Annotated in this window: 23 protein-coding genes and 1 tRNA gene; 12 read left to right on the top strand and 12 right to left on the bottom strand. The window is 68.4% G+C overall.

Annotation, left to right across the window (positions count from 1 at the left end):
• Positions 1–2: 2 nt before the first annotated feature.
• The 4 genes from rpoS to surE are packed head-to-tail and all read right to left on the bottom strand — an operon-like array spanning position 3 to position 3,415.
• Complete coding sequence (rpoS, locus tag AC4BAR_RS05235) at positions 3–980, bottom strand: RNA polymerase sigma factor RpoS (RefSeq protein ID WP_490626745.1); 978 nt, start codon at positions 978–980, stop codon at positions 3–5.
• Positions 981–982: 2 nt separating this feature from the next.
• Positions 983–1,843 carry a peptidoglycan DD-metalloendopeptidase family protein gene (locus tag AC4BAR_RS05230; RefSeq protein ID WP_490626744.1) on the bottom strand — a complete coding sequence of 287 codons (861 nt, stop codon included), beginning with the start codon at positions 1,841–1,843 and terminating at the stop codon, positions 983–985.
• A 13-nt stretch (positions 1,844–1,856) separates the two neighbouring features.
• Positions 1,857–2,648: a protein-L-isoaspartate(D-aspartate) O-methyltransferase gene (locus AC4BAR_RS05225; protein WP_490626743.1), complete on the bottom strand. Its 792-nt coding sequence runs from the start codon at positions 2,646–2,648 to the stop codon at positions 1,857–1,859.
• On the bottom strand, positions 2,645–3,415 hold the full coding sequence (gene surE / locus AC4BAR_RS05220) for a 5'/3'-nucleotidase SurE (protein WP_490626742.1): 771 nt from the start codon (positions 3,413–3,415) through the stop codon (positions 2,645–2,647). Before surE ends, AC4BAR_RS05225 begins: the two co-directional genes overlap by 4 nt.
• 112 nt (positions 3,416–3,527) lie before the next feature.
• Between surE and AC4BAR_RS05215 the strand changes: the two genes are divergently transcribed.
• Positions 3,528–4,514: an NADPH:quinone oxidoreductase family protein gene (locus tag AC4BAR_RS05215; RefSeq protein ID WP_490626741.1), complete on the top strand. Its 987-nt coding sequence runs from the start codon at positions 3,528–3,530 to the stop codon at positions 4,512–4,514.
• Positions 4,515–4,527: 13 nt separating this feature from the next.
• Here AC4BAR_RS05215 and AC4BAR_RS05210 read toward each other — a convergent pair whose 3' ends face one another.
• A complete protein-coding gene (locus tag AC4BAR_RS05210) occupies positions 4,528–5,463 on the bottom strand; it encodes a crotonase/enoyl-CoA hydratase family protein (protein ID WP_490626740.1) in 936 nt (311 codons plus the stop codon).
• Positions 5,464–5,666: 203 nt separating this feature from the next.
• Here AC4BAR_RS05210 and AC4BAR_RS05205 point away from each other — a divergent pair, with 203 nt between their 5' ends.
• Complete coding sequence (locus tag AC4BAR_RS05205; protein ID WP_490626739.1) at positions 5,667–6,287, top strand: carboxymuconolactone decarboxylase family protein; 621 nt, start codon at positions 5,667–5,669, stop codon at positions 6,285–6,287.
• A gap of 168 nt (positions 6,288–6,455) precedes the next feature.
• Here the strand turns inward: AC4BAR_RS05205 and AC4BAR_RS05200 are convergent.
• Positions 6,456–6,548: transfer RNA gene (locus tag AC4BAR_RS05200), tRNA-Ser, on the bottom strand.
• A gap of 179 nt (positions 6,549–6,727) precedes the next feature.
• On the opposite strand from AC4BAR_RS05200, the gene AC4BAR_RS05195 reads away from it, so the two are divergent.
• From AC4BAR_RS05195 to AC4BAR_RS05180, 4 genes are read left to right on the top strand one after another with little or no spacing between them, the layout of a single operon-like run.
• The gene (locus tag AC4BAR_RS05195) at positions 6,728–7,237 is read left to right on the top strand and encodes a Csu type fimbrial protein (protein WP_490626738.1); all 510 of its coding nucleotides are present in this window, start codon (positions 6,728–6,730) and stop codon (positions 7,235–7,237) included.
• A gap of 9 nt (positions 7,238–7,246) precedes the next feature.
• A complete protein-coding gene (locus AC4BAR_RS05190) occupies positions 7,247–8,002 on the top strand; it encodes a fimbrial biogenesis chaperone (protein WP_490626737.1) in 756 nt (251 codons plus the stop codon).
• Between the two features lie 31 nt (positions 8,003–8,033).
• A complete protein-coding gene (locus tag AC4BAR_RS05185) occupies positions 8,034–10,391 on the top strand; it encodes a fimbria/pilus outer membrane usher protein (RefSeq protein WP_490626736.1) in 2,358 nt (785 codons plus the stop codon).
• The gene (locus AC4BAR_RS05180; RefSeq protein WP_490626735.1) at positions 10,388–10,906 is read left to right on the top strand and encodes a Csu type fimbrial protein; all 519 of its coding nucleotides are present in this window, start codon (positions 10,388–10,390) and stop codon (positions 10,904–10,906) included. The genes AC4BAR_RS05185 and AC4BAR_RS05180 overlap by 4 nt, the downstream gene beginning before the upstream one ends.
• 35 nt (positions 10,907–10,941) lie before the next feature.
• On the opposite strand, the gene AC4BAR_RS05175 is transcribed toward AC4BAR_RS05180, so the two are convergent.
• The 5 genes from AC4BAR_RS05175 to cysS are packed head-to-tail and all read right to left on the bottom strand — an operon-like array spanning position 10,942 to position 16,370.
• Positions 10,942–12,207 carry an aspartate kinase gene (locus AC4BAR_RS05175; protein WP_490626734.1) on the bottom strand — a complete coding sequence of 422 codons (1,266 nt, stop codon included), beginning with the start codon at positions 12,205–12,207 and terminating at the stop codon, positions 10,942–10,944.
• Positions 12,208–12,261: 54 nt separating this feature from the next.
• The gene (tilS, locus tag AC4BAR_RS05170) at positions 12,262–13,224 is read right to left on the bottom strand and encodes a tRNA lysidine(34) synthetase TilS (protein ID WP_490626733.1); all 963 of its coding nucleotides are present in this window, start codon (positions 13,222–13,224) and stop codon (positions 12,262–12,264) included.
• A 30-nt stretch (positions 13,225–13,254) separates the two neighbouring features.
• The gene (locus AC4BAR_RS05165) at positions 13,255–14,232 is read right to left on the bottom strand and encodes an acetyl-CoA carboxylase carboxyltransferase subunit alpha (protein ID WP_490626732.1); all 978 of its coding nucleotides are present in this window, start codon (positions 14,230–14,232) and stop codon (positions 13,255–13,257) included.
• A 38-nt stretch (positions 14,233–14,270) separates the two neighbouring features.
• Positions 14,271–14,924 (bottom strand): DNA-3-methyladenine glycosylase family protein, encoded by a 654-nt coding sequence (locus AC4BAR_RS05160; RefSeq protein WP_490626731.1) that lies wholly within the window; start codon positions 14,922–14,924, stop codon positions 14,271–14,273.
• 45 nt (positions 14,925–14,969) lie between these two features.
• Positions 14,970–16,370, bottom strand: a complete 1,401-nt coding sequence (gene cysS, locus AC4BAR_RS05155) for a cysteine--tRNA ligase (protein ID WP_490626730.1) — start codon at positions 16,368–16,370, stop codon at positions 14,970–14,972.
• Positions 16,371–16,550: 180 nt separating this feature from the next.
• Here cysS and AC4BAR_RS05150 point away from each other — a divergent pair, with 180 nt between their 5' ends.
• The 6 genes from AC4BAR_RS05150 (at position 16,551) to AC4BAR_RS05125 (ending at position 21,627) form a co-directional block, all read left to right on the top strand.
• Positions 16,551–17,564 carry a L,D-transpeptidase Cds6 family protein gene (locus AC4BAR_RS05150; RefSeq protein ID WP_490626729.1) on the top strand — a complete coding sequence of 338 codons (1,014 nt, stop codon included), beginning with the start codon at positions 16,551–16,553 and terminating at the stop codon, positions 17,562–17,564.
• Positions 17,565–17,653: 89 nt separating this feature from the next.
• On the top strand, positions 17,654–18,862 hold the full coding sequence (locus AC4BAR_RS05145; protein ID WP_490626728.1) for a L,D-transpeptidase family protein: 1,209 nt from the start codon (positions 17,654–17,656) through the stop codon (positions 18,860–18,862).
• Entirely contained in the window at positions 18,862–19,443 is a 582-nt protein-coding gene (locus AC4BAR_RS05140; protein WP_490626727.1) for a peptidylprolyl isomerase, read from the top strand. The genes AC4BAR_RS05145 and AC4BAR_RS05140 overlap by 1 nt, the downstream gene beginning before the upstream one ends.
• A gap of 4 nt (positions 19,444–19,447) precedes the next feature.
• Complete coding sequence (locus AC4BAR_RS05135) at positions 19,448–19,954, top strand: peptidylprolyl isomerase (RefSeq protein WP_490626726.1); 507 nt, start codon at positions 19,448–19,450, stop codon at positions 19,952–19,954.
• A gap of 51 nt (positions 19,955–20,005) precedes the next feature.
• Entirely contained in the window at positions 20,006–20,800 is a 795-nt protein-coding gene (locus AC4BAR_RS05130) for a UDP-2,3-diacylglucosamine diphosphatase (RefSeq protein ID WP_490626725.1), read from the top strand.
• Positions 20,801–20,802: 2 nt separating this feature from the next.
• Complete coding sequence (locus tag AC4BAR_RS05125) at positions 20,803–21,627, top strand: M90 family metallopeptidase (protein ID WP_490626724.1); 825 nt, start codon at positions 20,803–20,805, stop codon at positions 21,625–21,627.
• 25 nt (positions 21,628–21,652) lie between these two features.
• Here the strand turns inward: AC4BAR_RS05125 and AC4BAR_RS05120 are convergent, their stop codons facing one another.
• Complete coding sequence (locus AC4BAR_RS05120) at positions 21,653–24,346, bottom strand: DUF349 domain-containing protein (RefSeq protein WP_490626723.1); 2,694 nt, start codon at positions 24,344–24,346, stop codon at positions 21,653–21,655.
• Between the last annotated feature and the right edge of the window lie 68 nt (positions 24,347–24,414).

Raw genomic sequence — 24,414 nt, 5'->3', positions numbered from 1 at the left:
TGTCAGAGCACCGCGTCGCGGGTGATGCCGTGGCGCTGCAGGTGGCGCTTGAGTTTGACCAGGGCCTCGTTCTGGATTTGCCGCACCCGCTCGCGGGTCAGGCCCAGGCGTTCGCTGAGCACCTCCAGGGTTTCGGGCTCGTGGTTGTGCAGGCCGAAGCGGCCTTCCAGAATGGCCTGTTCGCGCGCCGACAAGCCCTCCAGCCAGCGCTCCAGCAATTGCTCGACCTCGTGGTTTTGCGTCACCTCGGTCGGGTCCAGCGTGACCTCGTCGGCCACCGAATCGCCGAGCGAGCGGTCGGCATCGACCTTGTCGGTGGCGGCGTCCAGCGAACGCGGGTTCTCGGCCAGCGCCAGCAGCTCGGCCACGTCCTGAACCTCGCGGCCCAGCAGCGCGGCGATGTCTTCCACCCGCACGCCCGATTCTTCGTGGCCGTTGCGCCGGCTGGCAAAGGCCGGGTCGCTCTCCAGCTGGCGGCGGGCCCGCAGCACCTGGCGGAGTTCGCGCACCACATGCACCGGCAGGCGAATCACCCGGCCCTGGTTCATCACCGCCCGCTCGACCGACTGGCGAATCCACCAGGTGGCGTAGGTGGAAAAACGGAAACCCCGCTCGGGCTCGAACTTGTCGATGGCGTGCATCAGGCCCAGGTTGCCCTCTTCGATCAGGTCGGCCAAGGGCACACCGCGGCCCAGAAAGCCCTTGGCGATGCTCACCACCAGCCGCAGGTTGTGCTCGATCATGGACTGGCGGGCGGCGAAGTCGCCGGCCCGGGCACGGGTGGCCATGTCGAATTCCTGTTCGGGGGTGAACAGCTCGGTGCGCCGCACATCGCGCAGGTAGAGTGTCAGCGCGTCGCTGGATTCGGCGGCCAGCTCGGGCAGCAGCCGGGTGTCTGCCGTGATCGGCAGCAAGGCATCGGGGGCATGCAGCGCGGCGGGGTCCAGACCGTTGGGGGGAGCCGTGCGCCGCGTTGTCATGCTCAGCGCCCTGGCAAGTACTTGGCCGGATCGACCGGTTTGCCCTGGCGCCGCACCTCAAAGTGCAGCTTGACCCGGTCGGCGTCGCTGTTGCCCATCTCGGCGATCTTCTGGCCGCGTCGCACCGTCTGGTCTTCCTTGACCAGCAACACCTGGTTGTGGGCGTAGGCGGTTAAATAGGTGTTGTTGTGCTTCAGGATCACCAGGTTGCCATAGCCACGCAGACCGGCACCGGCGTAAACCACCCGGCCATCGGCCGCGGCCAACACCGGGTCACCGGCGTTGCCGGCGAAGTCCAGGCCCTTGTTCTTGGCCTCGTCGAAACCGGCGATCACGTTGCCGCTGGACGGCCACAGCCAGGGCACGTCCTCGTCGTTGGTGGCCACGGGTGCCGAAGCGGCCGGCTCGGGGCTTGCAGCCACCGGCGGGGTGGCCGCGCCGCCGGCTGGCGGCGTCAACACCGGCGACGGCGGGGTGGGAATCAGCACCGCCTGGGGCGCCACCGGACGGGTTTGCGCCACCGCGCTGTCGGCGGCGGCTGCGGGCACCACCGGCGTGGCCGAGGGCGGCGTGATGCGCAGCACCTGGCCCACTTCCAGCACGTTGGGGTTGGCGAGGTTGCTCCAGCGGGCGATGTCGCGCGGGCTTTGGCCGTTGTCGAGCGCGATGCGGTTCAGGGTGTCGCCGGGCTTGACGGTGTAGTAGCCCGCCTTGCCCGCGTTTTCGGCACCGGGCGGCAGGCGCACGGTGTTGCCAGACCGGTCTTCCACCGGCGCACGGTTGGGGCTGCGGTTGAAGGAACAGGCCGACAGTGTCAGCACCAGGCTGGACACGAGCAACACATGCAAGGGACGAGATACCACGCAATGACCTCCGTTATGCCAAGCCCGATTTTAGGGGCACAAAATGCACAGCCTCCAGCGTGGTCTGCTGGAAGCCCTGGGGCGTTCTGTCCACCACCACCAGGGCCTGGGTGCCACCGGCCGTGACCACCGGCGCCACCAGCCGCCCACCCACCGCCAACTGCTCCAGCCAGGGCGGGGGCAAGGCCTCGCCACCGGCGGCCGCAATGACGGCCGCATAGGGCGCGCCCTTGGCATAGCCCAGCATGCCGTCGCCCAGCAACAAATGCAGGTTGGGCAAACGGAAAGGCCGCAGGTTCTCGCGCGCCTTGTCGTGCAGGCCGCGCAGCCGCTCAATGCTGTAGACCTCGGTGGCCAGCTGGCTCAGCACCGCCGCCTGGTAGCCGCAGCCGGTGCCGATCTCCAGCACCCGGCCCAGCCGGCCGGGTTGACCTTTCAGCGGGCCGCGCAGCAGCTCGGCCATCCGCGCCACCACATTGGGTTTGGAGATGGTCTGGCCCAGGCCGATGGGCAGGCTGGTGTCTTCATAGGCCTGGTTGGCCAGCGCGGTGTCGACAAAGCGGTGGCGCTCCACCGACCCCATGGCCGCCAGCACCTGGCGGTCGCTGATGCCCTGCTGGGCCAGTTTTTCCACCATGCGGGCCCGCACCGCGCCGGAGTCCAGCCCCAGGCCGCGCTGGGGTGGAGGCACCAGGCTCACCTTGGCCGCCGTCCTGGTGGCCGGGGCGGTGGTCTTTTTGGCGGCAGAGGGCGCCCCTGAAAGGGTGGGCAGCTGGGCCGGGAACCGCGGGCGCTGGGCGCTCATGGCGTGGCCGGGCTGGCGAGCTGGGCCACGGTCTGGGCCCAGTAACGCAGGTGGTCGTGGTCGGTCAGGTCGACCTTCAGCGGCGTCATGGCCACATGGCCCTGGAAGGTGGCGTGGAAGTCCGTGCCCTCGGCGTCGTCCTTGGCCGGGCCGGCCGCGCCGATCCAGTACATGGTGTCGCCGCGCGGGTTGGTCTGGGTGATGACCTGCTCGGCCGCATGGCGCCGGCCCAGGCGGCAGACCTTCATGGGCTTGAGTTCGGCCAGCGGCTTGTTGGGGATGTTGACGTTGAGCAGCCAGGCACCGGCGCCGATCAGCTGCTGCTGGCGCATCTGCAAGACCAGCTCGCGCGCTTTGGCCGCCGCGGCGTCCAGGTGGGCCCAGCCTTTTTCGGTCTGCGAGAAGGCGATCGCCGGCACGCCGAACAAATAGCCCTCCATGGCCGCGCCCACGGTGCCGGAGTAAATGGTGTCGTCGCCCATGTTGGCGCCGTTGTTGATGCCACTCACCACCAGGTCGGGCCGGTAGCCCAGCAGGCCGGTGAGCGCGATGTGCACACAGTCGGCCGGCGTGCCGTTCACATAGCGAAAGCCGTTGGCCGCGCGGGTCACGTAGAGCGGGGAATGCAGCGTCAGCGCATTGGACTTGGCGCTGTTGTTGTGCTCCGGCGCCACCACCTCCACATCACCCAGGTCTTTGAGCGCGTCGTGCAGGGCGACGATGCCCGGCGCCTGGAAGCCGTCGTCGTTGGAAATGAGAATTTTCATGGGGCGGGGGGAAGTGGCGCGATTGTAGGTCGCAGCGATGACAGGCCGGGGCTGCGGCGCCCTCCTATCATCGCGGCTGAACGTGAATTTGCCCTTGAACCCTGGAGACCGTATGCACGCCTGGCTTTGCGAAACCCCCACCGGTGTCGATGCCCTGAACTGGAAGGAACTGCCCACCCCCGAGCCTGGCCCCGGCGAGGTGCGCATTGCCATCCAGGCGGCCAGCCTGAACTTTCCCGACTTGCTGATCGTGCAGAACAAGTACCAGATGAAGCCCGCCCTGCCCTTTGTGCCAGGCTCGGAGTTCGCCGGTGTGGTCGACGCGGTGGGTGCCGGCGTGACCCACTTGCAGGTGGGCCAGCCGGTGGCCTGCATGCCGGGCACCGGCGGCTTTGGCAGCCACGCCATCGCGCCGGCCGCGCTGTGTTTGCCGCTGCCGGCCGGCTTCCCGATGGTGGACGCGGCAGCCTTCATCCTGGTCTATGGCACCTCGCACCATGCGCTGATCGACCGCGCCCAGCTCAAGGCCGGCGAGACGGTGCTGGTGTTGGGTGCGGCCGGTGGCGTGGGCACCTCGGCCATCCAGATCGCCAAGGCGGTGGGCGCGCGGGTGATTGCCGCGGCCTCCACCGACGAGAAATGCGCGCTGTGTGCATCCATCGGCGCCGACGTGACCATCAACTACAGCACCCACGGCCTGCCCAGCGCCTTCCGCGACGCGGTGAAGGCCGCCACCAACGGCAAGGGCCCGGACGTGATTTACGACCCGGTGGGCGGCGACTTTGCCGAGCCGGCCTTCCGCTCGATTGCCTGGCGCGGCCGCTACCTGGTGGTGGGTTTTGCCAGCGGCCCCATCCCCGCACTGCCGCTGAACCTGATGCTGCTCAAGGGCGCCTCGCTGGTGGGCGTGTTCTGGGGCGACTTCGCCAAACGCGAGGCCCAGGCCAACAACGCCGCGCTGGCCGAACTGGCCCAGTGGTATGCGCAGGGCAAGGTCAAGCCGGTGATCGACAGCACCGTGCCCATGGCCGATCTGAAAGCCGCCTACGCCCACATGGGCTCGCGCGGCGTCAAGGGCAAGCTGGTGCTGGTGAACTGAGGTCGGCCGCGGCCTACAGCCTGGCCTTGGCGGCGGCCAGCTGCGCTTCGAGCTGCGCCACTAGCGCCCTCGCCTCGTCGCCCTGCGGGATGGGCCGGCCGCTGTCGCGCCACTCCACCGCGGCCTTGAAACCCTCGGCCTCGGCATAGCGGCGGAACCACAAGCCTTCGGGGTTGTGGCGGGTGATGCCGTCGAAAATGGTGGCAAACATCTGGCTCTGCTCCAGGCCCATGGAATGCCAGACCTGGTTCACCACCAGCTTGTGCATGGCCAGGTGGGACTGCGGCACGCCGCTGATGCGCAGCGCCAGCTTCTGCGTGGCGGCGTCCAGTTCTTCGGCCGGCACCGCCAGGTTGGCCAGGCCCCAGTCGGCGGCTTTTTTGCCATCAATGGTGTCGCCGGTGAACATCAGCTGCTTGGCGCGGATGGCGCCCAGCCGATAGGTCCACATCGCGGTCGTGGGGCAGCCCCAGACCCGGGTCGGCATGTAGCCGATGCGGGCGTCGTCGGCCATCACCAGCAGGTCGCAGCACAGCGCGATGTCGCTGCCGCCGGCCACCGCATAGCCGTGCACCTTGGCGATGGTGGGCTTGCGGCAGCGCCACAGCGACATGAAGTCCTCGGTGTGGCCCTTCATCGCGGCGTAGTCCACCATCGGGTCCCAGGGCGTTTTTTCCTGCCGGCAGGGGTGGTCGCCCAGCACACCGTCGGCCACCTTGCCCTCGGCGTACTCGCTGAGGTCGTAGCCGGCGCAGAAAGCCCGGCCGGCACCTTCCACAATGATCACATGCACCTTCTCCTCGGCCTCGGCCCATTGCACCGCCTGGCGGATGTCGCCCGGCGTGCCGTTGCCAATCGGGTTCAACCGCTCGGGCCGGTTCAGCAGCAGCCGGGCGATGCGCGGCTCGGTGGGGTCATGGTCGATGCGGACGGTGCCGAAGCTGGGCATAGAGGTCTCCTGGGGTGGGGTGGGTCAGCGAGCAAGGCTCCGCGCCCCGGCCAGTCTAAGCAGGCCCCGCCCTGGCGACTGTTGCCTGCATGACAGCCGGCCCCTGTGGAAACTACGGCATCGCTTGGACGCACCCCGACTGAGAATGCGGGGGCGTTGCCCGCCATTCCGCAGGCAGCGCCACACCCCCAGGGAGACTTTCCATGTTTGCACGCCGCTGCCTCGTTGCCAGTGCCTTCGCACTGAGCGCCTTCACCGCCGCCGCCCAGGCCCGCCTGCCCACCATCGCGCCGGCCGACTACACCGCCGAGCAAAAGCAGGCCGCTGCCGATTTCGAGGCCAGCCGCAAGGTGCCGGTGTTTGGCCCCTTCGAGCCGCTGATGCACAGCCCACAGGTGATGAGCCAGGCCAGGGCCATGGGCGACTACCTGCGCTACAAATCGGCCATCGGCACCACGCTGAGCGAGCTGGCGATTCTGATCACCGCCCGCGAATGGACCCAGGACTACGAGTGGTATGTGCACCACCCCATCGCGCTGAAGGCCGGCATCAAGCCGGCCATCGCCGACGCGATTGCCGATGGCCGGCGCCCCGAGGGCATGAGCAACGACGAGGACATCGTCTACGCCTTCTGCACCGAGCTGCACCGCACCAAGCGGGTCTCTGACACCACCTTCGCCCGCGCCGAGGCCCGTTTTGGCAAACAGGGCGTGGTGGACTTGAACGGCATCAACGGCTATTACACGCTGCTGGCCATGCAGCTCAATGCCGCCGAATACCCCATCCCCAAAGACGGCAAGCCGCTGCCCCGTCTTCCCAAATGAGCGTCAGCGCGCAAGGCCAGCCGGTGTCACATCCAGCCGCCAGCGCCTGAGGCCGGTGGTGACGGTCACGCCGATCGCCCGCTGTGGCGGTCGGTGTTGGCTTGATGGGTTTTCGGGTGCCAGAAAACCAAAAAACCCCAAGCAGATCAACTGCCTGGGGTTTTGGTTTGGCGGAAACGGAGGGATTCGAACCCTCGATGAGGCTCTACACCCCATACTCCCTTAGCAGGGGAGCACCTTCGGCCACTCGGTCACGTTTCCAATGCCCACATTATGCCATCAAGCAGGTGTCGAAATTTCCTGCTGCCACCGGTTTTGCCCGGCGAGGCCGTCGCCCCAGCCGGCCAAACTGGCCTCCAAACACAAGGCTTTTTCGGCCATGGTCTTGTCTGCCAAGCCCTATCGTCGAGGCTCCATCCTCTTTTGGCAGGACCTCCGTCATGAACCGGTTCACCCGCATCCCTCTTTTCGTGCTCTGCGCACTCGCGGCCACCGCGGCCCTGGCCGCCACGGTCACGGGCAACCTGCTGGTGTCGGCCACCGTGCTGAGCACCTGCATCGTGACCACCACACCGGTGGCCTTTGGCAACTACAGCGCCACCTCGGGCTCGCCCACCACCACCACCGGCGGTGTGCTGGTGACCTGCACCCCCGGCACCGTTTACTCGATCGCGCTCGACGCCGGCGCCAACCCCTCGACCGCCGGCAACGTCACCACCCGGCGCCTGGCCGGGCCCAGCGCCAACTACCTGAGCTACGACCTGTTCACCACCAGCGGCTACGCCACCACCTGGGGCGACGGCGCCAACGGCTCCACCGTGAACCCCACCGCCGGCACCGGCACCGGCCTGCCCATCACCACCACCGCCTATGGCCGCATTCCGGCCGGTCAGTACGCCACCGCCGGTGCCTACACCGACACGGTGGTGGCCACCGTCACCTACAACTGAGGACCGACCATGACCCAACGCCTGTGGCCCACCGCCCTGCTGGCGGCCGCGCTCACCGCCTGGCTGGGCAGCCCGCTGGCGGCCAGCGCCGCCGACATCTCGGTGATGCCGGTCGGTCTGGCCCTCACCGCGCAGCAAGACCGTTCCACCATCACCGTCACCAACCAGGGCAAAGAGCGGGTCGCGCTGCAGGTCGACACCGTGGCCTGGACCCAGTCCAACGGCGCCGACCAGTACAGCCCCAGCCGTGACCTGATCGTCAACCCACCGCTGTTCACGCTGGCCCCTGGCCAGTCGCAAACCCTGAGGGTAGGCCTGCGCCAGCCCGCGGCCCGGGCCCAGGAAACCGCTTACCGCCTGTTCATGCGCCAGGTGCCGGCCCCGGCCGATGCCGCTGCGCCCAGCGCCGGTGTCAACGCGGTGCAGGTGCTGCTGGAGTTGCGCCTGCCGGTCTACCTGCCGCCCAGTCTGGAGACCCGGCAGTCCGAGTGGCGCGGCTGGCGCACCGCCGATGGGCAGGTGGCGCTGGAACTGCACAACGCCGGCAACGTGCACCAAACCGTGACCGGCCTGACGCTGCGCCAGACCCCCGGCGCCACCGACGCGCTGGGCCAGCTGCAGGCCGGCAACGCCGTGCTGGCCGGCCAGCGCAGGCGCTGGACCGTGCCGGTGGCGCAGGCCGTGGGCGCCGACCAGCGCCTGACCCTGGACGTGGCCACCGACAAAGGCCCGGAGCGCGTCGCCCTGCAACTGGGACAGCCCTGACACGCCGTGGTCGGGCCTTGCAATGCGCGCCATGGCCCGGCTTGGTGTGGTGTGCCAGCGGCCGCTGGCCCCACTGATCACCGGTCTCGCGCTGGCCACCGGCCTGCAGGCCACCGCCGCCCCCGGCCTGCGACCCACCCCGCCTGACCAGGCCTTGCTGGCGGTGCGCATCAACGGTGTGGACACCGGTGACGTCGTGCCCGTGGCCCTGCTGGGCCCCGACGCGGTGGCCGTGCCCGCCGAGCAGTTGCAGCAATGGCGGCTGCGTCCCCCCATCCCGTCGGCCACTGCCGTCGCCCCCCCCTGGGTGGCCTTGAGCGACATTCCCGGCCTGCAGCAACACATCGACAGCGCCAGCCAGACGCTGGAGTTGCAGGTGCCCGGTGCGGCGTTTGCCCATTCGGTGCTGCGCGCGCCCGGCGCCGCGGGTGAACCGGCGCTGAGCACCACCGCCACCCACGGCGGCTTTTTCAATTACGACCTGCAGGCCCAGCACAGCCAGGGCCTGAGCAGCCATGGCCGCAGCCTGGGTGGCCTGCTGGAGGGTGGCTATTTCAACGACAGCGGCACCGGTGTGGCCAGCGCGCTGTGGAACAGCGCCAACCCGGCCAGCCCGCGCTGGGTGCGGCTGGACACCCAGTGGACAGTGGACCGCCCGGCCCAGCAGCAAAGCCTGCGCTGGGGCGACAGCCTCAGCCAGCCCGGCAGTTGGGCGCGCAGCGTGCGCTTTGGTGGCTTCCAATGGGCGACCAACTTTGCCACCCAGCCCGGCGCCATTCCGTTTGTGTTGCCTTCGGTACGGGGCGAGGCGGTGTTGCCGTCCACGCTGGACCTGTATGTGAACAACGTGCGGCAGTTCCAGACCCAGGTGCCGGCCGGCCCGTTTGACCTGCCCGGCGTGCCCGCGCTGACCGGCCAGGGCCAGGTGCAGTTGGTGCTGCGTGATGCGCTGGGCCGGCAGCAGACGCTGGTCCAGCCCTATTTCGTCAGCCCGCGCCTGCTGCAGCCCGGGGTGCGCGATTTTTCCTGGGACATCGGCGCCATCCGTGAAGACTATGGCCTGGCCAGTGCCCGTTACGGTCGGGGCCTGCTGGCCTACACCGAGCGGCTGGGCGTCAGCCCCACCTTCACCCGCGAGTGGCGGCTGGCCTTGCAACGCAGCCAGCGCACCGCCGGCCTGGGCGGCGTGTGGCGCCTGCCCGAGGCAGTGGCCACCGCCAGCACGGTGAGCCTGAACGCCGCCGTCAGCCAAGCCCCCCAGGGCAGCGGACAACAACTCAGCGCCGCCTCGGAGCACTGGCTGGGCCAGGCCACCGTGACGCTGCGCTGGCAGCAGTCCAGCCGCGACTTTGCTGAGGTGGGCCGTTTGGAGGGCAACACGCCGCGGCAGTCGGCCAGCGTGGCGCTGAACCTGCCGGTGCGGGGCAACCCCCTGGGCCTGAGCCTGATTCGCCAAACCACCTGGGAAGGCGCAGACACCCGTTTGCTGAGTGCCAACTACGCCATCCGTGTCGGCCAGGGCGGGCAGCTCGGCGCCTACCTGCTGAAAGACCTGAGCGGCAAAACCGGTTTGACGGTGGGCGCGGTGCTGAGCCACGCCCTCGACGCCACCACCCACCTGAGCGCCGAGGTGGCGCGCCAGGGCGGCCGCAGCAACACCACGCTGCAGGCGCTGGGCAACCCGCCGGCTGGCGACGGCGTGGGCTACCGGCTGCTGGTGGGCCAGGGCGAGCTGAATCGCCAACTGGCCGGTGGCCAGTGGCAAACGCCACGCGGCCTGCTGACCGGCGAGGTGGCCCGCCTGGGCACCGACACCGCCTACCGGATGGGCTTCAGCGGCGGCGTGGCCATGGCCGGCGGCGAGTGGTTTGTCACCCGCCGCATCGACGACAGCTTTGCGGTGGTGCAGGTCGGCCAATTGGAGGGCGTGCGGGTCTACCGCGACAACCAGGAGGTGGCCCGCACCGGCCCGCATGGCATGGCGCTGGTGACCCGGCTGCGGGCCTACCAGGACAACCCCGTCAGCATCGAGCCGGCCGACCTGCCGCTGGACGCCGACGTGGGCAGCCTGGCCTTGCGCCTGAGTCCGCGGCTGCGCAGCGGTGTCATGGCCCGTTTTGCGGTGCGCAGCGGCCGGGCGGTGGAATTGCGGGTGGTGGACGAGGCCGGCCAGCCCCTGGCCGCCGGCAGCGTGTTGCGCCTGGCCAGCCAGGACCGGGCCTTTCTGGTCGGCCATGGCGGCCGGTCTTTCCTGAGCGGGCTGGGCGACACCGACCGCTTGACCGGCCAACGCGCCGACGGCCGGCCCTGCCAGGCCGCATTGAGTCTGCCCCCCACAGCCGAGCCCGTGCCCGACCTCGGCACCCTTGTTTGCAGGAGTTCCCCATGAAGATGCCCCACCCTCAACGGCCCACTGCGCCGGCGTCCTTGCTGTTGGGACTGCTGCTGTGGGCCATGGCACCGGCCGCTCAAGCCGCCTGCGTGCTGGCTTGCTTTTGCACCACCGCCACCACCTCGGTGGCTTTTGGCACCTACGCGCCGCTGTCAGGCTCGTCGCTGGACGGCGTGGGCAATGTCAGTGTGACTTGTGGGGGGGTGCTGAGCCTGGGGGTGTCGTACAGCATCGCGCTGGGCACTGGCGCCAACAGCGCCCAGTTCAGCCCGCGCAAGATGGCCAGCCTGGCCAACCGGCTCAATTACGGCCTGTACGCCGACGCGGCGCGCACCCTGGTCTGGGGCGACGGCAGCGCCGGCACCCAGACGGTAGCGGGCAATTTGACGATTTTGCTGCTGGCCGGCACCAGCCAGAACAACCCGGTCTATGGCCGCATTCCAGCCAGCCAGACCACCACCCCGCTGGGCGTTTACGGCGACTCGGTGGTGGTGACGGTGACCTACAACTGAGGCCCGGCCGAGAGGCCGGACTCAGCGCCGGAACATCAGGCGGCCTGGTCCAGGCCAAAGGCCTTGTGCAGCGCGCGCACGGCGAGTTCCATGTACTTCTCGTCCAGCACCACCGAGGTCTTGATTTCGCTGGTGGAAATCATCTTGATGTTGATGCCTTCTTCGCTCAGCACGCGGAACATGGTGCTGGCCACGCCCACATGGCTGCGCATGCCGATGCCGACGATGCTGACCTTGCAGATCTTGGCATCGCCGATCACCTCGGGCGCGCCCAGGGCCGGCAGCACCTGGTCTTTCAGCAGGTCCATGGTGCGGGCAAAGTCATTGCGGTGCACGGTGAAGCTGAAGTCGGTCTTGCCGTCCTTGCTGACGTTTTGGATGATCACATCCACCTCGATGTTGGCCGCCGCCACCGCACCGAGAATCTGGTAAGCGATGCCGGGCTTGTCGGGCACGCCGAGCACCGAGATCTTGGCCTCGTCGCGGTTGAAGGCAATGCCCGAGACAATCGCTTGTTCCATTTTTTCGTCTTCCTCAAAAGTGATCAGGGTGCCCGACTTGGCTTCCTCGTTCAGGTCGATGTCCCAGGGGGTGAAGCTGCTCAGCACCCGCAGTGGCACCTTGTACTTGCCGGCAAATTCCACCGAGCGGATCTGCAGCACCTTGGAGCCCATCGAGGCCATTTCCAGCATCTCTTCAAAGCTCACCGTCTGCAGGCGGCGTGCTTCGGGTACCACCCGGGGGTCGGTGGTGTAGACCCCGTCCACATCGGTGTAGATCAGGCATTCGTCGGCCTTCATGGCCGCCGCCACGGCCACGGCCGAGGTGTCGGAGCCGCCACGGCCCAGCGTGGTGATGTTGCCGGCCTCGTCCATGCCCTGGAAACCGGTGACGATGACCACCTTGCCGGCGGCCAGGTCGGCCCGCACGCGCACGTCGTCAATGCTTTCGATGCGGGCCTTGGTGTAGGAGCTGTCGGTGCGGATGGGCACCTGCCAGCCGGCGTAGCTCACCGAGCCCATGCCCTCGGCCTGCAGCGCAATCGCCAGCAGCGCAGAAGACGCCTGCTCGCCGGTCGAGGCCAGCATGTCGAGTTCGCGGTGGTATTCGCTGGAGGCCTGTGAGGGCGCCAGCTCTTTGGCCAGGCCCAGCAGGCGGTTGGTTTCACCGCTCATGGCGCTGGGCACCACCACCATCTGGTGGCCGGCACGGGCCCATTTGGCCACGCGCTTGGCCACGTTGCGGATGCGCTCGGTGGAGCCCATCGACGTGCCGCCGTATTTGTGAACGATCAAAGCCATTGGAATTGGATGTGAGTGGCGAAAGCACCAGGCCGCGCCGTGGAAAACCTAAAATTATAGCGACCGCTCACCCGGGGTCCGGCTGAACTGCAGGTGCTCGCCCTGCCGCAAGACCCAGCCGTCGGCCACCTTCAGGTGAATCTGGTGGCCGCGCGTGCGGCAGGCCGCCAGCACCCGTTGCAGCTCGGCCAGTTGCAGCGCGCTGGGGCTGGCCTGGTGGGCTGACTTGAGCCAGAAACGCAGCGCGTTGGCCTGCCGGTCGGCGGGCAGTTGCTGCAGCGCGTGGATGGCCGGCGGCTGATCCGCTGACCCGAGGTCGATCACGGCCAACGCCTCCAGCAGGCCCTGCGCCTGGGCGGCGTGGCGGGCCGAACGGGCAAAGGTCTGGCGGAACTGCGGAAACACCGCTGCCAGCGCAGGCAGCAGCTGCAGCCGCACCCGGTTGCGGGTGAAGGCGGTGTTCTGGTTGCTCGGGTCGTCCACATGGCTTGCGCCCTGCTCGGCCAGCCAGGCCCGCAACTCGGCCCCGGGCTGCTCCAGCCAGGGCCGGTGGAAACGCATGCCGCCGCGCACAAAGCGGGCAGGCATCGCGGCCAGGCCCGGCAGGCCGGCGCCGCGGCCGAGGGCGATCAGCAGCGTCTCCACCTGGTCGTCGGCATGCTGGGCCAGCAGCATGTCGTGCAGTCCCAGCGCCAGCCCCTCCTGGGCCAGCGCGGCGTAGCGGGCCTTGCGGGCGGCGTCTTCCGGGCTTTCGCCAGGCGCAGCATGCGCCTGCACATGGGCCACCCGCAGCAGCACGCCCAAGGCCTGGCACACCTGCCGGCCATGGCGCTCGAAATCGTCGGCCGCGGCCTGCAGGCCATGGTGCACATGCAAGGCCACCACCTGGCCGGGCCACAAGGCCGCGCTGGCGCGCAGCAGCGCGCTGGAATCGGCGCCACCGCTGTAGGCCACGCCCACCGGAAAGGCCAGCGCTGCGCCGGCCGCATGGGCCTGAAGGGTGTCGAGCAGGGTCATGGAACGGCCCGCACAGTGGCCGCGGCCGGCTTACTTGGCCTCGGCCTTGGTGTCGGTGAAGCGGCCGTAGCTTTGCAGCCGCTCGTAGCGCCGGTCCAGCAACTCCTTAAGCTTGAGGTCGCTGACCTGGCGGTAGGCGTCGTTCAGCGCGCGCTTCAGGAAAGCGGCCATCTGCTTGTGGTCGCGGTGGGCGCCGCCCACCGGCTCGTTGACGATCTTGTCCACCAGGCCCAGCGCCTTCAGGCGGTGGGCAGTGATGCCCAGCGCATCGGCCGCTTCCTGGGCCTTGTCGCTGGTTTTCCACAGGATGGAGGCGCAGCCTTCCGGGCTGATGACGGAATAGATGGAGTACTGCAGCATCACCAGCTGGTCACCCACCGAAATCGCCAGCGCGCCGCCGGAGCCGCCCTCGCCGATGATGGTGACGATGATGGGCACCTCGAGCTGCGCCATCTCGAAGATGTTGCGGCCGATGGCCTCCGACTGGCCACGCTCTTCGGCGTCGATGCCAGGGTAGGCGCCGGGGGTGTCGACAAAGGTGAACACCGGCAGCTTGAATTTTTCGGCCGTCTTCATCAGCCGCAAGGCCTTGCGGTAGCCCTCGGGCTTGCTCATGCCGAAGTTGCGCAGCGCCCGCTCCTTGGTGTCGCGGCCCTTCTGGTGGCCGATGACCATGCAGGGCACGCCATTGAAGCGGGCCAGGCCACCGACGATGCTGAGGTCGTCGGCGAAATGGCGGTCGCCATGCAGTTCAACGAAATCGGTGAAGATTTCGTTCACATAGTCCAGCGTGTAGGGACGCTCGGCGTGGCGAGCGATCTTGGTGATCTGCCAGGGCGACAACTCGCTGTAAATCGTCTTGGTGAGCTGCAGGCTTTTTTTGCTGAGCTGGTCGATTTCTTCGGAAATGTCGACCGCCGATTCGGTCTGCACATAGCGCAGCTCTTCAATCTTGCTTTCGAGTTCGGCAATCGGTTGCTCGAAGTCGAGGAATGTTCTTTTGGCCACGTCGTTCTCCTGAAAGTGGGCCCCCGGCTTGCCCGGGGTTAGTAGGCCACGGGCACCGGGTCCAATGACCGCCAAATATACCAAGTCGCCACGCTGCAATAAGGGGCCCAGGCGGCGGCCACCTCGCGGGCGTCGCTGCGGCTGACCGACTCGCCCGAAAAGTAGTTGCGGCTGATGCCGTTGATCAGGCCCACGTCGTCCAGCGGCAGCACATTGGGCCGCATCAGGTGGAAGATCAGAAACATCTCGGCCGTCCAGCGGCCGATGCCGCGGATGGCCACCAGCTCGGTGATGATGGCCTCGTCGTCCATGTCGGCCCAGGCATGGGTGTGGACGGCGCCGGAGTCGAAATGCAAGGCCAGATCAACCAGATACTCGACCTTGCGGGCCGACAGGCCGGCCGCCCGCATGTCGTCGACCTTGAGCTTGAGCACATTGGCCGGCGTCAGCGTGCGTGGCAGCAGCACAAAGCGGTCCCACACCGTTTGCGCCGCCTTGACCGAGATCTGCTGGCCGACGATGCTGCGCGCCAGCGTGGTGAAGGCGTCGCCGCGCGACTCCAGCCGGGCATCGCCAAACTGCGGGATCAGCCGCTTCATCACCCGGTCCTTGCGGGACAGGTGTTTGCAGGCCTCGGCCCAGTAGTCGGGCGTGGCGATCACCGGCACCATGGCCGCTTTCCTAGTGGCCATGGGCACCCCGGCGCCGGCCAGCGGCTGAACACATCGGGCGACGCATCACGAAGCGGCCTCCCAGGTGGTTCCGGTGGGGCTGTCTTTCAGCACCACACCTTGGTCTAGCAAGGCCTTGCGGATGCGGTCGGCCTCGGCGAAGTTTTTGGCCGCCTTGGCCGCCGCGCGTTCGGCAATCAGGCCGGCGATGGCCGCTGCGTCATGCCCGGCGTCGCTGCCGCCCTGCAAAAAGGCCTGGGGGTCGCCCTGCAGCAGGCCCAGGCAGCCGCCCAAGGCCTTCAACAGGCCGGCCAGCGCGCTGGAACGGGTTTTGTTGACCTCGGAGGCCAGCTCGAACAGCACCGCCAGCGCCTCGGGCGTGCCGAAGTCCTCGTCCATCGCCGCCTGAAAGCGGGCGGCGAAGGGGTCGGTCCAGTCGATGGCCGCCGGCAGGGTGGGCGCGACCGCGTCCAGTGCGGTGTACAGGCGCTTGAGGGCGCCACGGGCGTCGTCAAGGTGGGCGTCGCTGTAGTTCAGCGCGCTGCGGTAATGGGCGCGGACGATGAAGAAGCGCACCGTCTCGGCGTCGTACTGCTGAAGCACCTCGCGGATGGTGAAGAAGTTGCCCAGGCTCTTGGACATCTTCTCGTTGTCCACCCGCACAAAGCCGTTGTGCACCCAAAAGCGGGCCAGCGGCCGGCCGGTCGCGCCCTCGCTCTGGGCGATCTCGTTCTCGTGGTGGGGGAACTGCAGGTCGGCGCCGCCGCCATGGATGTCAAAGCTTTCGCCCAGCAAAGCACAGCTCATGGCCGAGCATTCGATGTGCCAGCCCGGCCGGCCCAGGCCGTAGTCATGGCCCTCGCTGGTGCCCGGCCATTTGGCGTCGTCGGGCTCGCTGGGCTTGGCCGATTTCCACAACACAAAGTCCAGCGGGTCGTCCTTGCCGTCCAGCACAGCCACCCGCTCGCCGGCCCGCAGCTCGTCGAGCGACTTGCCGGACAGCTTGCCGTAGCCTGCGAACTTGCGCACCGCGTAGTTCACGTCGCCGTTGGGCGCGCGGTAGGCCAGGCCCTTGGCCTCCAGCTGTCCAATCAGCGACAGCATGCCGGGCACATGGTCGGTGGCCCGCGGCTCGTGGGTGGGGCGGTCTATGCCCAGCGCGTCGGCGTCCTGGTGCAGCGCGGCAATCATCCGGTCGGTCAGGCCGCGGATGGACTCGCCGTTCTCCAGCGCACGGCGGATGATCTTGTCGTCGATGTCGGTGACGTTGCGCACATAGGTGACACGGTAGCCGCTGGCCCGGAGCCAGCGCTGCACCACATCAAAGGCCACCATGGACCGGGCATGGCCCAGATGGCAGAGGTCATAAACCGTCATGCCACACACATACATGCGCGCGTGGCCGGGTTCCAGCGTCGAAAACGCCTCCATCGCACGCGACAGCGTGTTGTAGATACGCAAACTCATCGGTTGTTCAGGGTCAGCAGGGCTCTGCCGTTCCGGCGGCTCGGCGGAGCCCGGAGAACAGCGTTTCTATCAGGTGATCGGGGGTGCGGCGCAGCCCTGGGGCGGCATTCCCCTCGGCTACAATCCGCGTCAGTATAGCCCTGCGTTTTGGGCTGGCACCGTGCATCACCAAGAGGCTTTATGCAATTCGCCCTGACCCGTGTTTCCCGCGCCCTCCAACTCGCCGCCCTCGCGACCACCCTGTCGTTCGCCGTGGCCCATGCCGACGAGTACAGCGATGTGAACCAGCTGCTGCGCTCCGGCAAGACGGCCGAAGCCTCGGCCAAGGCCGACCAGTACCTGGCTGGCAAGCCGCGTGACCCGCAGATGCGCTTCCTCAAGGGCGTGATCCAGAGCGAGTCGGGCAAAACCTCTGAGGCCATCAACACCTTCAGCAAGCTGACCGAAGACTTCCCCGAGCTGCCCGAGCCCTACAACAATCTGGCCGTGCTGTACGCCGGCCAGAGCCAGTTCGACAAGGCCCGCACCGCGCTGGAAATGGCCATCCGCACCAACCCCAGCTACGCCACCGCCCACGAGAACCTGGGCGATGTCTATGCCAAGCTGGCCAGCCAGGCTTACAGCAAGGCCTTGCAACTTGACGGCAGCAACACCGCAGTGCAGCCCAAGCTGGCCCTGATCCGCGACCTGTTCTCGCCCGCGGGCAAGGGCCAGAAGGCCGCCGCGGCAGTGGCGCCGGCCAAGGCCCCGGTGACCGTGGCGACCGGCCCGACCACCACCACCGCCCCCACCGCCGCCGTGGCGACACCGGTGGCTCCACCCACCGAACCCAGCGCCGCACCGGCCGCCGCCGAAGGTGACGCCGAGGTGGAAGCCGCGGTGCGCGCCTGGGCCGCCGCCTGGGCAGCCAAGGACATGAACGCCTACCTCGCCGCCTACAGCAAGGACTTCACCCCCCCCAACGGCCAGGGCCGCAAGGCCTGGGAAGAAGAGCGCCGCGCCCGCATCGTCGGCAAATCCACCATCACGGTGAAGATCGACAAGCTCAGCATCGCCGCCAAAGGCAACACCGCCACCGCACGCTTCACCCAGGACTACAAGGCCGACGCGCTGGCCATTGCCGGCCGCAAGACCCTGAGCCTGGTCAAGGCCGGTGACCGCTGGGTGATCGTCAAGGAAGTTTCGGGCGGTTGATGGGGTTTCGTGGTACCTCTGTCGCCCCCAGGGCCGCACGCCTCGCCCGCTGGTCCCGGCACCTGATCGGCGCCGGCGCATTGGCTGGCGTGGCGTTGCTGTTGGCCAGCACCCCAGCCCAGGCCACAGCCAAGAAAAAACACCCGCGCGCCGAGGCCCTGGCGGCCCAGCGCAACATGGACGCAGACGGCGTGGCCGAGGCCCGGCTGATCGGCATTTACAAACTCATCGGCCAGGGCAAGCAACGCCAGGCCCTGGCCGAAGCCCAGTCGCTGGTGGCCAGCAACCCCACGTTCCAGCTGGCCCAGCTGGTTTATGGCGACCTGCTGAGCAGCCAAGTGCGGCCGGTGCGCCACCTCGGCGACGCGCCCGACACCATGGTGGCCGCCGCCGGCCCGGTGCTCAACGAGCTGCGTGAAGAATCGGCGCTGCGCATCAAGGCGCTGCGCGAGCGCCCGCCGGTCGGCACCGTGCCATCGCAGCTGCTGGCGCTGTCGCAGCGCAACAAGCACGTGATCGCCGTCGACGCCTCGCGGGCCCGGCTTTATTTGTTCGAGAACACCCCCACCCAGGGCCTGAAGCTGGTGGCCGATTACTACATCTCGGTCGGCAAGTCGGGCATCGAAAAGGCCGCCGAGGGCGATCTGCGCACCCCGCTGGGCGTGTACTTCATCACCAGCCACCTGAACCGCAAGTCGCTGAAAGACTTCTACGGCTCAGGCGCGCTGCCCATCAACTACCCCAACCCCTACGACACCATCCGCGGCAAGACCGGCAGCGGCATCTGGTTGCATGGCACGCCGTCCAACCAGTTCTCGCGCCCGCCCAAGGCCACCGACGGCTGTGTGGTGCTGGCCAATCCCGACCTGGAGCACCTGATCCGCACAGTGGAGGTGCGCTCCACCCCGGTGGTGATTGCGCCCCAGCTGCAGTGGGTGTCGCCGCCAGCGCTGAAAACCCAGCGCAGCGCGTTCGAGCAAACCCTGGCCGCCTGGCAGGCCGCCCGCACCAGCGGCAACCTGGCCAAGGTGGCGGCCTACTACACCAGCGATTTCAGCAGCAACGGCAAGAGCTTCGATCAGTGGCTGCCGACGCTGGAGCGCGAGGTCGCGGCCACCACCGGCCGCACGCTGCAGACCAAGGATTTGTCCATGCTGCACTGGAAGGACATAGCCGAGACCATGGTGGTGACCTTTGCCGAGCTGCCCGCCAACGCCCGCACCGGCCCGACCCGGCGCCAGTACTGGATCAAGGTCAATGGCCAATGGAAAATTTTCTTTGAAGGAGTGATCGGCTGATGTGGTCTGTCTTCACCCCCGGCCGCCGCGCGGCCTTGGCCCTGCTGGCCACCGCCCTGGCCCTGCCGGCTTTGGCGGCCGACGCCCCGCCCCGCGTCAAGCTGGCCACCAGCGCCGGCGACATTGTGTTGGAGCTCTACCCCGACAAGGCGCCCAAGACGGTGGCCAACTTCCTGCAGTACGTCAAAGACAAGCACTACGACGGCCTGATCTTCCACCGCGTGATCGACAACTTCATGGCCCAGGGTGGCGGCTTCACCGCCGACATGCAGCAAAAAGCCACCCGCGGCCCCATTCCGCTGGAAGCCGGCAGCGGCCTGAAAAACGACCGCGGCACCATCGCGATGGCCCGCACCGGCAACCCGGATTCAGCCACCGCGCAGTTCTTCATCAACGTCAGAGACAACGCCAACCTGAACGCGCCCCTGCCCGACGGCCATGGCTACGCGGTGTTCGGCAAGGTGGTGACTGGCATGGACGTGGTCGACAAGATCCGCGCCACCGCCACCACCAACAAGGGCCCGCACCAGAACGTCCCCGTCACCCCCATCACCATCCTCTCGGCCACCCTGGCCAAATAACACCATGAGCAATCCCCAAGTCGAACTCCACATTGCCGGCCACGGCGTCATCACCCTCGAACTCGACGCCGACAAGGCGCCCAAGTCGGCGGCCAACTTCCTGGCCTATGTGGCCAGCGGCCACTACAACAACACCGTGTTCCACCGCGTCATCCCCGGCTTCATGGTGCAGGGCGGCGGCTTCGAGCCGGGCATGAAACAAAAGCCCACCAGCGCCCCCATCGAGAACGAGGCCAACAACGGCCTGAAGAACACCAACTACACCGTGGCCATGGCCCGCACCAGCGACCCGCATTCGGCCACCGCGCAGTTCTTCATCAACGTGGCCGACAACGGCTTCCTGAACCACACCGCCCCCTCGGCCCAGGGCTGGGGCTATGCGGTGTTCGGCAAGGTGGTGGCCGGCGCCGATGTGGTCGACAAGATCAAGGCGGTGAAGACCGGCCGCAAGGGCTACCACGACGACGTGCCCAACGACGACGTGGTGATTGAAAAAGCCGTCGCGCTGTAAAGCCTGCAGGGCGTCCGTTCACCGGCATGCCCTGTCCTCTGCTTTCCCTCTGTGTCCACACCACCACTGACGCCCGCCCCGCTGCCGCCAGTGGCCCACCTGCATGCCCCCGCCGCCTGGCAGCAGGTGGACCTGATCTCCGATTTGCACCTGCTGGCCTCCGAGCCCGCCACCTTTGATGCCTGGCAACGCCACATGGCGACCACGCCGGCCGACGCGGTCTTCATCCTCGGTGACCTGTTCGAGGTCTGGGTCGGCGACGACACGCTGGACCAACCCGGCAGTTTCGAGGCCTGCTGTGCCGAGGTGTTGCGCAACGCCGCCCGCCGCTGCGCCTTGTTCTTCATGCGCGGCAACCGCGACTTTCTGGTGGGCGCCCATTTCGCCCAGCATTGCCAAATCCAGCTGCTGGACGACCCCACGCTGTTGCTGATGCACGGCCAGCGCTGGCTGCTCAGCCATGGCGACGCCCTGTGCCTGGACGATACCGCCTACCTGGCCTTCCGCGACCAGGTGCGCCAGCCAGCCTGGCAAACCGATTTTCTGGCCAAGCCGCTGGCCGAGCGCGAGGCGCTGGCACGGCACATCCGCAGCGAAAGCGAAGCGCAGAAACAGCGCGCCACGGTCTGGGCCGATGTCGACCGCACCGAGGCCTTGCGCTGGTTGCGGGCGGCCGAGGCGTCCACGCTGATCCACGGCCACACCCACCGCCCGGCCGAGCATCACCTGGACGATGGCGGCGCCCGCCGCGTGGTGCTCAGCGACTGGGACCTGGGCGCCCAGCCGCCCCGAGCCGAGGTGCTGCGCCTGGGGCCGCAAGGCCTGAAGCGCCTGCCGGTGGCTTGAGCATGGCCATCTGGGCCTGGCTTGCCCAGCGGCTGCGCGCCCCCCGCCCGCAGACCGCGCCCGTCATTCCTGACGCCCTGTGGGCCGCCACCCTGGCCCAGTACCCTTTTCTGGCCGCCCGTCCCGCCACCGCAGTGCGGGCCCTGCGCCAGCTGAGCCAGGCCTTTTTGCAGCAAAAGGAGTTCTTCGGTGCCAACGGCCTGGTGATCACCGACGCCATGGCGGTGGCCATCGCCGCCCAGGCCTGTTTGCCGGTGCTGCACCTGCGCCATGGCGGCGCGCCGTTGGACTGGTACGCCGACTTCGTGGGCATCGTGGTGCATCCTGGTGAGGTGGTCGCACAGCGCGTGGTCACCGACGAATCCGGGGTGGTCCATCACTACAACGAGGTGCTGAGTGGCGAGGCCATGCACCGCGGACCGGTGATGCTGAGCTGGCGCGACGTGGCGCGCAGCGGCGCCACCGCCAGCGAGGGCTACAACGTGGTGGTGCACGAGTTCGCCCACAAGATCGACATGCGCGACGGGCGGGACGACGGCTGCCCGCCGTTGCCGCCCGGCTTCATGGGCCACGCCAGCGCCACAGCGGCCCGCACGGCCTGGTTGGGTGCCTGGCAGCAGGCCTTTGAGCGCTTTCGCGAACAGCACATCGTGGCCGAACGCTTCGGCGGCGCCCTGCCCTGGCTGGACGCCTACGGCGCCGAGTCTTTGACCGAGTTTTTTGCGGTGGCCTGCGAGGGCTATTTCGTCAACCGCGCCCGCTTCGCCGCCAACTTCCCCGACCTGCTGCCCTGGCTGGACGCCTTTTTCACGCCGGTGCTGGACTGATCCAGCAGCCCGGCAAGCCAAGGACTCAGCGCTTCAGCAAGACCTTCAGCGCGTTCTGCACCCGGCGCGCCTTGTCACCGTCAAAACCGCCAGCCAGCACCTGGGCCATGTCCTGGCCCCAGGTTTGGGCCGGTGGCGGGTCGTTGCGGCGGGTCAGCAATTGCAGTTGCAAGGCCCGGCGGGCGTCCAGCTGGGCGGCTGGCGTGGGCAGCTCGGCCGCCATTTCCAGCCGCAGCACAGCGGTGGATGCATCGCCTTGGGGGGCGCTGGCCAGGGCTTGGCCCCAGGCACTGCGCACCGCCGGTGCCACCCGCCCGCCCAGTTCCTGGGCTGGCGGCAGTTGGTCGGCATCACGCTGCTCCCAGGCCGCCATCAAGCGGCTCAGCGACTCGCCATGGGCCTGGGCGGCCAGCTTGCGCAAGGCCATCTCGGCATGCTCCAGCGCGTCGCGCTGGGCCCGGAAGGCCGTGTCACCCAGGCGGGGACCGCGGTCTTCAAAGGCCGGGCGGTCGCCACGGCCAGGGCGGTCACCCCAGGGCTTGTCGTCGCGGCCACGGCCGGGACCGCCGCGCGGGCCATCCTTGCGGTCGCCAAACTTGCCGCCGCGGCCGGCAGGCTCCGGCTCGGCCTTCTTCATGCCGGGGCGGTCATCGCCACGCACGGCCACCACTGGCTTGGCGGGTTTGACCAGCGCGGCCGGCTTGGCAGGCGCGTCGGCCACCGCGTCGGCGCCGTCGCCAGTGGCGGCGGTTTCTTCGCCCGTGGCGCCGTCGGTCGGTTCAGCGGCCGCCACCGGTTCTTGGGACGTGTCGGTCGGCGTGACCGCGGCGTCGGTGGCTGCGGCTTTTGCCTGCGCCTGGCCACGCAGGGCGGCGTTGAGCCCGGCCATGGCGGCACGGATCTTCTGCGCGTCACCGGTGGCGTTGGCCGCCTCCAGCGCCTTGGCGGCGTCCAGCACCAAACGGTCATGGCCGCTCAGGGCGGTGGCGGCGTTTTCGCGTTCGGCGGTCTTGCGGTTGAAGGCCTCGTCGATGGGCTTGCGGAAGGCGTCCCACAGCTTTTGTTCGTGTTTGCGGTCCAGCGGCACGGTCTGGGCCTCGGCCTGCCAGCGCTGCTGCAAGGCTTTCACCGCGTCGATGCGCAGCATGGGCGCCGCGCCCAGCGTGACGGCCTCTTCGATCATGGCCTGGCGCCGGGCCAGGCTGTCCTTCTGGGCCGCTTCCAGCGGCAGCGCGGCGGTGTGGATGGCGTCTTTCCACAGCGGCTGCAGCTCGGCAAAGGCCTTCTCACCCAGGTGGCCGGCGTTGCGCCAACGCTCGGAGAACTGGTGCACGATGCGGGCAAAGCCCTTCCAGTCGTTGTCCTTGGCGACCGGGTTGTCGGCCGCCCAGGCCTTGACCTCGTCGATCAGCGCCAGCCGCTGGCCGCGGTGCTCGGCCGCCTCGGCCTTGATTTTTTCCAGCCAGGCCTCGACCACCTTGTGGGCCTCGTTGCAGGCCTCATCGAAGCGCTTCCACAAGCCGTGGTTGGGCACACCGCCCTGGTCGGTGGCTTTCCACTGCTCGCGCAAGCTGCGCAGGGTTTCCTGCATCTTGCGGCCGCCGATGGCCTGGCCTTCGGGCCGGTTCAGCAAGGCCTCGGCCTTGCCCACCAGTTCCTCGCGCAGCTGGTCGGCACGCCAGCGTTGCCAGCCTTCGAGTTCACCGGCCGCACCCAGCGCCGCATGGACCCGGGCCTCCAGGTCGGCGGCCAGGTGCTTGCCATGCTCTTTCAGGGCGGCGCGCAGCGCAGCGGCCACGCCGGCGCTGGTTTTGCCGTGGCCTTCGGTGGTTTCCTGTTCCAGCCGGGCCAGCACCTCGCCCACCGCGCTGGCGGCCTTGGCACGCAATTCCTTCAGCACCTCGGGGTCCATCTTCGGACGGCCGGGTTTGACCGCGGCGTCCGCGGCCGCTTCCAGCGGCTGGCCGCGCAGCGCACGCAGTTCGTTGGCCCACATCGGCACCGGTGGCAGCGGCGCGGCCGCGTCGGCAGCGGCGGCTTCGGCCTGGGCCAGCGCGGCCTGGAAAGCCTCCCACACCACAAACAGCTGGGCCTTGGAGGCCTCCAGCTGCGGCGGAAACTTGGTGTCGACGCTGGACCAGTTGGCGTCGTTCAGCAGTTCGCCGGCCTGGGTCTGCCAGTGGTCCACGTCCTTGTGCAAAGCGGCCAACGCCGCCTGGGCGTCTTTCCAGCCCTTGGTGGACAAGACCTCGATGCGCTGGGCCAGCAGCACCGCGGCCTCGCGTTGCACCTGGACCCGGTGCTGCAGGTCTTCGATGATGCGCACCCGGTCGGCCAGCTGCTGCTTCAGGCCGGCCAGCGGCTCGCGGCTCAGCGGCGCGCCGGCCTTGGCGGCATCGCGCTGCCAGGCCAGGGCATCGGCGATGTTGAGTTTGGGTTGGGCCAGCAGGGCCTGGCCCTTGTCGGCCCATTCGGCGGCAATCACTTCCTGGCCTTTGGCGCGCTTGATCTCGTCGAGCTTTTCACGCAGCGGTTTGGCCGCGCCCTTGTCGCGGGCGCTGAGTTCGCGGAACACGTCCTGCAGCTGCTCCACCGAAGGGTTGCTGGCCAGCCACTCGCGCACCCGGGCGGTGCGCTCGCCCGAGGTGGGGGCGGAGAAGGCGCCGCCGGTAAGCGCGTCCAGCGCTGGCGTGTCGTGGGTCTTGGGTGCGTGCGTCATGTCAGGAGCTTCGGTTGCAGGGTTCGGGGCGGCAGCTGCCACGGCGTGGCCAAGCCACCGCCCAACCC

This window comes from Rhodoferax sp. SPJ4 (assembly GCF_058216275.1).
The sequence above is the reverse complement of the archived record's forward strand: the minus strand, read 5'-3'. Positions and strand labels throughout refer to the sequence as shown.